Annotated in this window: 7 protein-coding genes; all 7 read left to right on the top strand. The window is 44.7% G+C overall.

From position 1 onward, the window contains the following. Window positions 1–990: hypothetical protein (locus BN348_RS14090; protein WP_197068336.1), on the top strand; the 990-nt coding region annotated here is incomplete at its 5' end. A gap of 22 nt (window positions 991–1,012) precedes the next feature. Continuing rightward, on the top strand, window positions 1,013–1,945 hold the full coding sequence (locus BN348_RS10390; protein ID WP_040197907.1) for a hypothetical protein: 933 nt from the start codon (window positions 1,013–1,015) through the stop codon (window positions 1,943–1,945). A 115-nt stretch (window positions 1,946–2,060) separates the two neighbouring features. Continuing rightward, on the top strand, window positions 2,061–2,387 hold the full coding sequence (locus tag BN348_RS10385) for a hypothetical protein (protein ID WP_025641601.1): 327 nt from the start codon (window positions 2,061–2,063) through the stop codon (window positions 2,385–2,387). A 64-nt stretch (window positions 2,388–2,451) separates the two neighbouring features. Beyond that, window positions 2,452–3,819, top strand: coding sequence for a hypothetical protein (locus BN348_RS10380; protein ID WP_242844339.1), 1,368 nt, complete (start codon window positions 2,452–2,454; stop codon window positions 3,817–3,819). Next, window positions 3,819–4,856 (top strand): YqaJ viral recombinase family nuclease, encoded by a 1,038-nt coding sequence (locus BN348_RS10375; protein WP_040197906.1) that lies wholly within the window; start codon window positions 3,819–3,821, stop codon window positions 4,854–4,856. Before BN348_RS10380 ends, BN348_RS10375 begins: the two co-directional genes overlap by 1 nt. A gap of 13 nt (window positions 4,857–4,869) precedes the next feature. Further along, a complete protein-coding gene (locus tag BN348_RS13310) occupies window positions 4,870–5,391 on the top strand; it encodes a DUF7768 domain-containing protein (protein WP_025641607.1) in 522 nt (173 codons plus the stop codon). Window positions 5,392–5,497: 106 nt separating this feature from the next. Then, window positions 5,498–7,669 carry an SF1B family DNA helicase RecD2 gene (recD2, locus tag BN348_RS10365; RefSeq protein ID WP_082020931.1) on the top strand — a complete coding sequence of 724 codons (2,172 nt, stop codon included), beginning with the start codon at window positions 5,498–5,500 and terminating at the stop codon, window positions 7,667–7,669. The last annotated feature ends 11 nt before the right edge of the window (window positions 7,670–7,680 follow it).

Below are 7,680 nucleotides of genomic sequence, written 5' to 3'. Positions count from 1 at the left end.
ATTAAAATGATTATCAATCGAATCGGTGCTGAATTTGAATATGAAGGCACAACCTATGTTGTCGGCGCTCCCATTGTGGGAACGTCGGGAAGCGAGTATGAGGGCCTGTATGGAACGATTACGGAAATCCGTGATGGAGAGGATAAGGAAACGGAAAATGAAACGCCGGATATATACTGCTCTTTTGAAGTTCCAGCACTGCCCTATGAAGTAAAAAAGCTGGAAGATGTTTTTTCTGAACTGTATGGCCAGAAAAAGACTATTGACGACATCATTCTGGATTTTGTCATCATGGCTCCGTCTATGGTGGAGCCGCTTGATGATCTGAAAGAATGCCGTCAGCATCCGAGGATTTATATTCTTTTGGAAGATTGGGCGGTAGATGGCGAACAGGGAAATTCATCCGAAGTTTATACGGATTTTAACGATGCAAAACGTTTATTGGTACAGAAGCTGAAGGAAGAACAGGAAAGCGGTTGTATTCCCCAATGGACAGATAATGAGAAATTTGTGGAGTATTCCACGGAGTCTCTTTATGAATGCTACATTGACGGTGAATACTGCGAAAGCCACTATCATATTGCTATTATCTCTCAGCAAATCTGCGTATCCAGCCGGTTTGTCAGAGAGATGGCGGAGATTTACAAGACATCCTGTCAACTGGAAGATTTTGTATCTCAGATATCAGACTGGGATGAGCTGGATAAGCTTACCGATGAACAGTATAACCGTATGATTCAGGACCCCCATTTCCCAGAAAGACTTCAGAACAAACTGGACAAAAATGATTCCTACTGGGAATCTTACTGGCAGACTGTATCAGAGGTTGCACATGAGTTTGTGGATGAGTATTTGAAAGAAAATACGCATCCGGATTGCTATACACCGGAACAGGACAATCCATACCCGCTGTGTGTCGGAAATGGAAGTGAAGCATGTAAAGAGTGCTGTCTGTATGCAAAAATGGAGGCCAGACCATGGGAACCATAAATACACAGAGGGAGGTGGCATTATGCCTTATAAAAGCGAATCAAGACCGTTGACTAGCATTGTTTCCTATCCGGAGCGTGGTGAGGGCGGCAATAACCGTTATCGGGGGAACTGCTCTCCCAGACTGATTGAGGATCTTCTGGGATTCTTCAGACCGGAAGAAATCTGCGACTATATGTGCGGCAGTGGGACGACCAAAGCAGCGGCGGACAAACTGGGTATTGGCAGCCATATTTATGACCTGCACAGCGGCTTTGACATCATGACCTGCGATATCCCGGAGCGTCCAGAATTTATTTTCTGGCATCCTCCATACTGGGATATTGTCACTTATTCGGATGTCATGTATAAAGCCTCAGATGTCCAAAAGAACTACGGCTATGACCCGAGGCAGCATGATCTGTCGCGCATACCGGACTGGGAATGCTTTGTTGAAAAAATGAACTACGCCATGATGAAACAGTTTTCAGCTCTTGAGAAGGGCGGCAGGATGGCGGTTTTAATGGGTGACATTAAGAAAAAAGGCGTGCTTTACAGTATGCTTTCCGAAATTATCAAGCCGGGGTCTTTGGAAAATATTATTATCAAAGCCCAGCACAATTGTTTTTCAGATCAGGTCCAGTATAGCGGTAAATTCATTCCGATTCTGCATGAATATGTGATGATTGTCCGAAAGGATTCACCGCTTCTGGTTCCTATTATTATGGCAAAGAAAGCGGAGGTCGATATCCGGGATATGCCGGGTGCAACATGGCGGGACGTAGTTGCTGCTGTTTTAGAACAATGCAGCGAACCGGTGACACTCACATTTCTCTATGAGAAAATAGAGCCGCATAAAAAAGCACGGGCAAACAAATGGTGGAAAGAAAAAATCCGCCAGACGCTGCAGATCAATCCCGCATACTTCTTTCATAATGGAAGAGGAATGTGGTCTATAAACAAAAAAGCAGCATAGTATCTGGGTCTGGGGGATGTCTTTAGGAGGCATCCCTCAGTTGCTTTAATAGAGATAGAAAAAGGATGATTCTTTTGCTATAATGCAAATATATTATATGAATAGGAGGCAAAATATGTCTGTTTATTATAATCCTGAAACGTATAAAAAGATTATCAGAGATGGAAAAGAATGCTGGGTATATGATTGGGGCAAAAACATGAGTATAGATAAGTTTAATTATATGCTTGACAGATGGGAAGGCGAAAACCAGCGGTTTTATTATAATGGCGATACCCAACAGTTTTTCCTCATCAACAAACAAGAGCGCCTTGTAATGGAAATAATCAACCCTGCAGTTGTAAAATTTTTGAGTGAGAATATTTATATGGCGAATATTAATGAAACTTTTATTGAACTATTCACTCTGGTTGGCGGGTTCAAAGAAACTATATACGAGTAAAGCAGCGCACATTAACGTAGAAGTATAATAGCCAACTACGTGCTCTTTTTCAAATAGATTGACTATGGAGATAAATTCTGCTATAATATTTATACCAGTATCAAGTTTAGCCAAGGCTGAACACAGTTTAACAGAGTTTATCAAAGTGTCATTTGCAATTTTGCAGATGGCACTTTTTTTGTTTTCCGGCCAATTTATATTTGGGCATAAGCCAGCAGTCTTTTTGGATTGCTGGCTTTTGTTATATATCAAGGCGGCAATCCCGCCAGAAAAGAAAGGAGCATGTAATATGCAAAAACAATGTCAGGATGGTTTTTACACCACATTCAGTTCCTATCGGAGAATGCTTGATTATCACCAGGAACAGTCTATGAACAGCCGTTGGGTGAAAGCTAAGGTCAGCGACCTTGAGATCCAGCCGTTGGGAAAAGGTTCTGTTCTGAGTACAAATCTATCAGCTTTTGCGGCAGGAACCACACAGGATGCTGTGGATGACACAGTTGAAAATCTTGGTCTGGCCATGCGTATTAATGGAGAACTTTTCCCGATACGTATGACGGCCTACAAAAGTCTGCTTGACCGGGCAAAAATCGGAGGCACAGCGCTACCTAAGCTCAGTCGTGAGGCTCTGGCAGAGGTATTAAATGCCTGCATGGAACTTTATTCGTCAGAAGCGCTTCTTCTCATTCGTGATGAGAAGGTGGCAGCAGTCCATTCTGGAGATGCGGTTGATTATTCAGTGTTGCCAGTCGATGAACTTCTTGTTGCACTGAAGGGAAAGTTGGATGCACAATTCAACGGAAATGTATTCGAGTCTGGATACTGCGATCATGCCATGGTAAGCGCATCATGGACGATGCCGGATCAGAAAGAGGATTTACTGGAGGTGTATACAAAGCTGCTGGATTCTCAAGGGAAATCAGCGATGGCCTCCAAACTGACTCCGGGTGTTCGTTTTATGAGTTCGGATACCGGTGTGGCTTCGGCAAAGGTCTCTGCTCTTTTGGTGAGCGGAAAGCGCTCCATCCATATCGGGGGGTGTATTGCAGTTGACCACAGGCATCAGTCTAAGGTTTCCGATTTTGATGCGGCGTTGGATCAGCTCTTTGCCCAGTTTGGGGATAGTATTGCCAAATTACAAAAACTGCTGGAGGTTCATCTGGATTATCCGATAAACGCAATGACCAGGGTTTGCAAAAAACTGAGTCTGCCAAAAAAGGCTGCAGTTGAGGCCATAGCTATGTACGAGATGGCATACGGAGGTGGTCCGGCGACAGCCCACGACGTATTTCTTGCTATGCAGGAGATCCCGTTTATTTTGAGGACGGAGAACACGCCGGAAAGCAAGATGTTGGTCATAGAAGAAAATATGGCCCGTGCGCTCTCACTCAGATGGAGCGATTATGACCTTGCGAAGGCGGTGAGTTACTGATGGCAAAACCGATTATTCTTTGCGACACCGCCGGTATGACCAATGACAGATGGCTGGAATGCCGTATGCATGGTCCGAAAGGAAATATTCCCTATACTGTGGGAGGAAGTGATGTTGCAGCCATTTTTGGCGTATCACCATGGACGACTCCACTGGAGCTGTGGAAAATCAAAAAAGGGCAAATGAAGCCTGCTAAAAAAAACAATGCCAACCAATTGCAGATGGGGCATCTTTTAGAGCCGATTGCTGCCTATTGGTATGGTGCAAAGACAGGCAACATCGTTATTGAAGATACTAATCTGTATCAGCACGCAGATCATCCTTACGCTCTCGCCAATTTTGACCGGCGCTTTATACGGGCATCCGATAGCGAGCCGGGAATTTTGGAGTGTAAAAGCTGCACGTATCACAAAGCGGCTGAATGGGCAGATGGAGCAATTCCGCTCTACTATGAACTGCAGCTGAGGTTTTATCTTGCAGTAGCGGATGTAAATATCGGCGCCTTTTCCGCAGTTTGGGGAAACAATCCGGACAATGATCTGGCAATGCCAGAGATTATTCGTGATAAGGCGAAAGAGGATATGATTTTTGAACGTTTGGACGAATGGATCTGGAGCTTGGAAAATGACAAACCGCCGACCATGGCGGATGTTGCCCCAAAACTTGCTTTGGAGTCACTGGCAAGGATTTATGGTACGAGTCAGGCCGGGCTTCCGACAATAGAGTTTTCACGTAAGTACGAATCGCCTTTGCGCAGAATCGCAATGCTTCAGGGAAAAATCTCTGAATGCAATAAAGAAATCAAAACATATGAAAAGGAGATTGAAGCACATAGCGTGCGAATTGCCGAAGTCATGAAGGAGCATGAGCATGGCGTCTTAGAGACGAGCAGCGATAAGCTTCTGATTGATTTTGTAACCAAAACAACTCGCAGGCCCGATTCCAAAGCCTTAAAGGAAAAATACCCGGCAATCTATACCGATGTTCTGAAAGCCTCGGAAAGCCGCAAGGTAAAGGTGTCGGTCCAGCCAATTTAGGAAGGAGACTATAATGGAAAATATTTATCATGATTATTGGGAACAGGAATTGCTTTATCAGTTTCTGAAAAACGACAGGTGTAAAAAACGGGCGTATATCTGCTCGCCTCTTAGCGCAGTTACGGATGAGGAAATGGTAGAAAATATAAAAATAGCAAGAGCATATATGTATTATGCCATGAAAAAAATGGGTATGAATGCAAGTGCGCCTCATGCGTATCTTCCGATGCTTTTATGCGACAAAGTGCCGGCGGACAGATCCATCGCCCTTCAATTTGGATTGGAGCTGTTGGAAGAAAGTGATGTTTTGCTTATATGCGGGAATCGGATCAGCAGTGGGATGAGTGGGGAAATTGCTCATGCGGCATACCTCAAGATGCCTATGATGACCTTTGAGGAAAGCATATATCTGGAAGTGCAGAAAAATTTGACAAAGCAGGGCTATGATAAACACAGCGTCCATCTTGATCGAGAAAATGTTCTGATGGGTTGTTCTTCTCCCATGGCATATCTTGAAAAGGCGGGGATATTCTGATGAAAAAACAACTGACTGTAGCTTTATAAAAAACTCCCATTGTATTTTTGAATACGATTCGGGAGTTTTTTGTATCTAAAACACGACTCAGAAAGGAGTAAAAATTTTGTTATGTGAATTTGAAAAACTCATATATCCGCCAAGCATTGCGACTGTTGATGATAGTGGTTATATGATTGCGCTCTACCACCCATGCGAAACGATTAAAGATAGCACAGGTAATCTGATTACGCAAGTGAAAGCAGTAGGATATTGCCTGCCTGTTTCGAGCAGCCTGCGTTACGACATGCGTGGACATTGGAGTAAAAATTCCAAATTTGGCCTTCAATTTGAAGTAGAGAGCTATAACGAAGTGATAGTACCGACGAAGGAAGGCATTATTGCATACCTTTCTTCCGGGCAGATTAAAGGGATCGGTTCCAAGACAGCGGAGAAAATTTACGAAGTTTTCGGTCAACAGTCTTTGGAGGTATTGGATAAAGAGCCGGAAAAGCTCCTTGCCATACCAGGTATCAGTGAGATAAAACTGAAAAAAATTTGTGATTCTTATCTGGTCAATCGTGGTGCACGGGATGTGGTGGCGTTTTTGTCACCGCACGGCATTACGCCCAATCGAGCGGTGCGCCTGTATAAAGAGTATGGGGATAAGACGATGGATATTGTCAAAAAACATCCTTACCAACTCTGCGATATGGCCGGGATCGGTTTTAAGACGGCAGACCATATTGCTCTGAGCATGGGGTTTGACCATCTTTCAACAGAACGCGTGGATGAAGGAATCCTGTATACGCTGTCAGAGGCGGAAGGTAAAGGGCATCTGTGCCAGGAGAAACATGAATTTGTAAAAAACTGTCTAAAAATTCTGGATACGCCTGCACTGACGGCAGATATGGTGGCGAACCGTGCCGCCAGACTGGTTTTCAGCGGACAGTTGGTGTCTTATCAGGGCAAAGTGTACAGGGCAAAAACCGCATATGTGGAAGAACAGCTTGCCTATGCCATTCATCAACAGATGAAGCACTGGAAAATGCACAATTACGGAGATCTGGATGCTGCCATAGATGCGGAAGAGCAAAAGCTGAAAATGAAGTTTGCACCAGAGCAGCGTGAAGCAGTAAAAATAGCATTGACACAGGGGCTTTGCATTATCACCGGAGGACCCGGAACCGGAAAAACATTGATACAGAGAGCAATTTTGGATATTTACCAGAAAAGTAATCCGAAAAATGAAATCTGTTGCTGTGCTCCTACTGGAAGAGCAGCAAGGAGAATGGAGCAGGCAACTGGTGTTGTGGCTTCAACCGTCCATAAGGCTCTCGGCCTGATGGCAGATGAGGATGGAGACTACGATGCCCCTGACGCACTTACTGCAGATTTGATTGTGGTAGATGAGGTTTCCATGCTGGATATTTATTTAGCTGAATACCTGTTTAAAGCAGCGAAATATGGTGCCCAGATGGTGCTGATTGGAGATGCGGACCAACTGCCCTCGGTAGGGCCTGGCGCAGTGCTCAGCGAGATGATTGCCAGCGGGTGCATCCCGGTCGTGCGGTTGGACAAGGTGTTCCGTCAGAATGCGGGAAGCCGTATAGCGGCAAACGCCAAGCTGATACGCCATGGGAATGTGGGTCTGGAGTATGGGAGCGATTTTCGGTTTATCAATTCTCCCAGGCTCGCTGATTCTGCCGAACTCATTGTAGATCTATATCTGCAGGAAACTGAAAAGTACGGTGTTGATAATGTGGCTTTGCTTACGCCATACCGACAAAAGACGGAAACCGGAGTCAATGCGTTAAATGAACGGCTGCGTGAGAAGGTAAATCCGCCGGATGCGCAGAAAGCGGAAGTTGTTTTTGGAAACCGAAAATTCCGGTGCGGGGACAAAGTCATGCAGATCAAAAACCATGATGATGTCAACAACGGAGATATTGGGTATATCAGAAAAATTATCCGTATCGGTGATGAAACTACGGTTCATGTGGACTTTGGTGATGGGCGTGTAAAAGAGTATGATTCCAGTGAACTGGAAATGCTGAATTTAGGTTATGCCTCTACCATCCATAAATCACAGGGATCAGAATACCAGTCTGTTATCATCAACCTTCAGTGCGCACACTCCATCATGCTGACAAGGCCGCTCGTTTATACGGCAATTACACGTGGAAAAGAGCGTGTGGCTATTGTTGGGGAGAAAAAGGCACTCTGCATTTCCATTAGAAAAACTGACACAGAAAAACGCGGCACCTGCCTCGCTAAGCGGTTGCAGGAGCTTGCTTGAAGAAAGGAGCA

The sequence above is a fragment of the Candidatus Soleaferrea massiliensis AP7 genome, from assembly GCF_000820765.1.
GTDB classification, from domain to species: Bacteria; Bacillota; Clostridia; order Oscillospirales; family Ruminococcaceae; genus Soleaferrea; species Soleaferrea massiliensis.
This window is presented reverse-complemented; position numbering and strand designations above follow the sequence as displayed.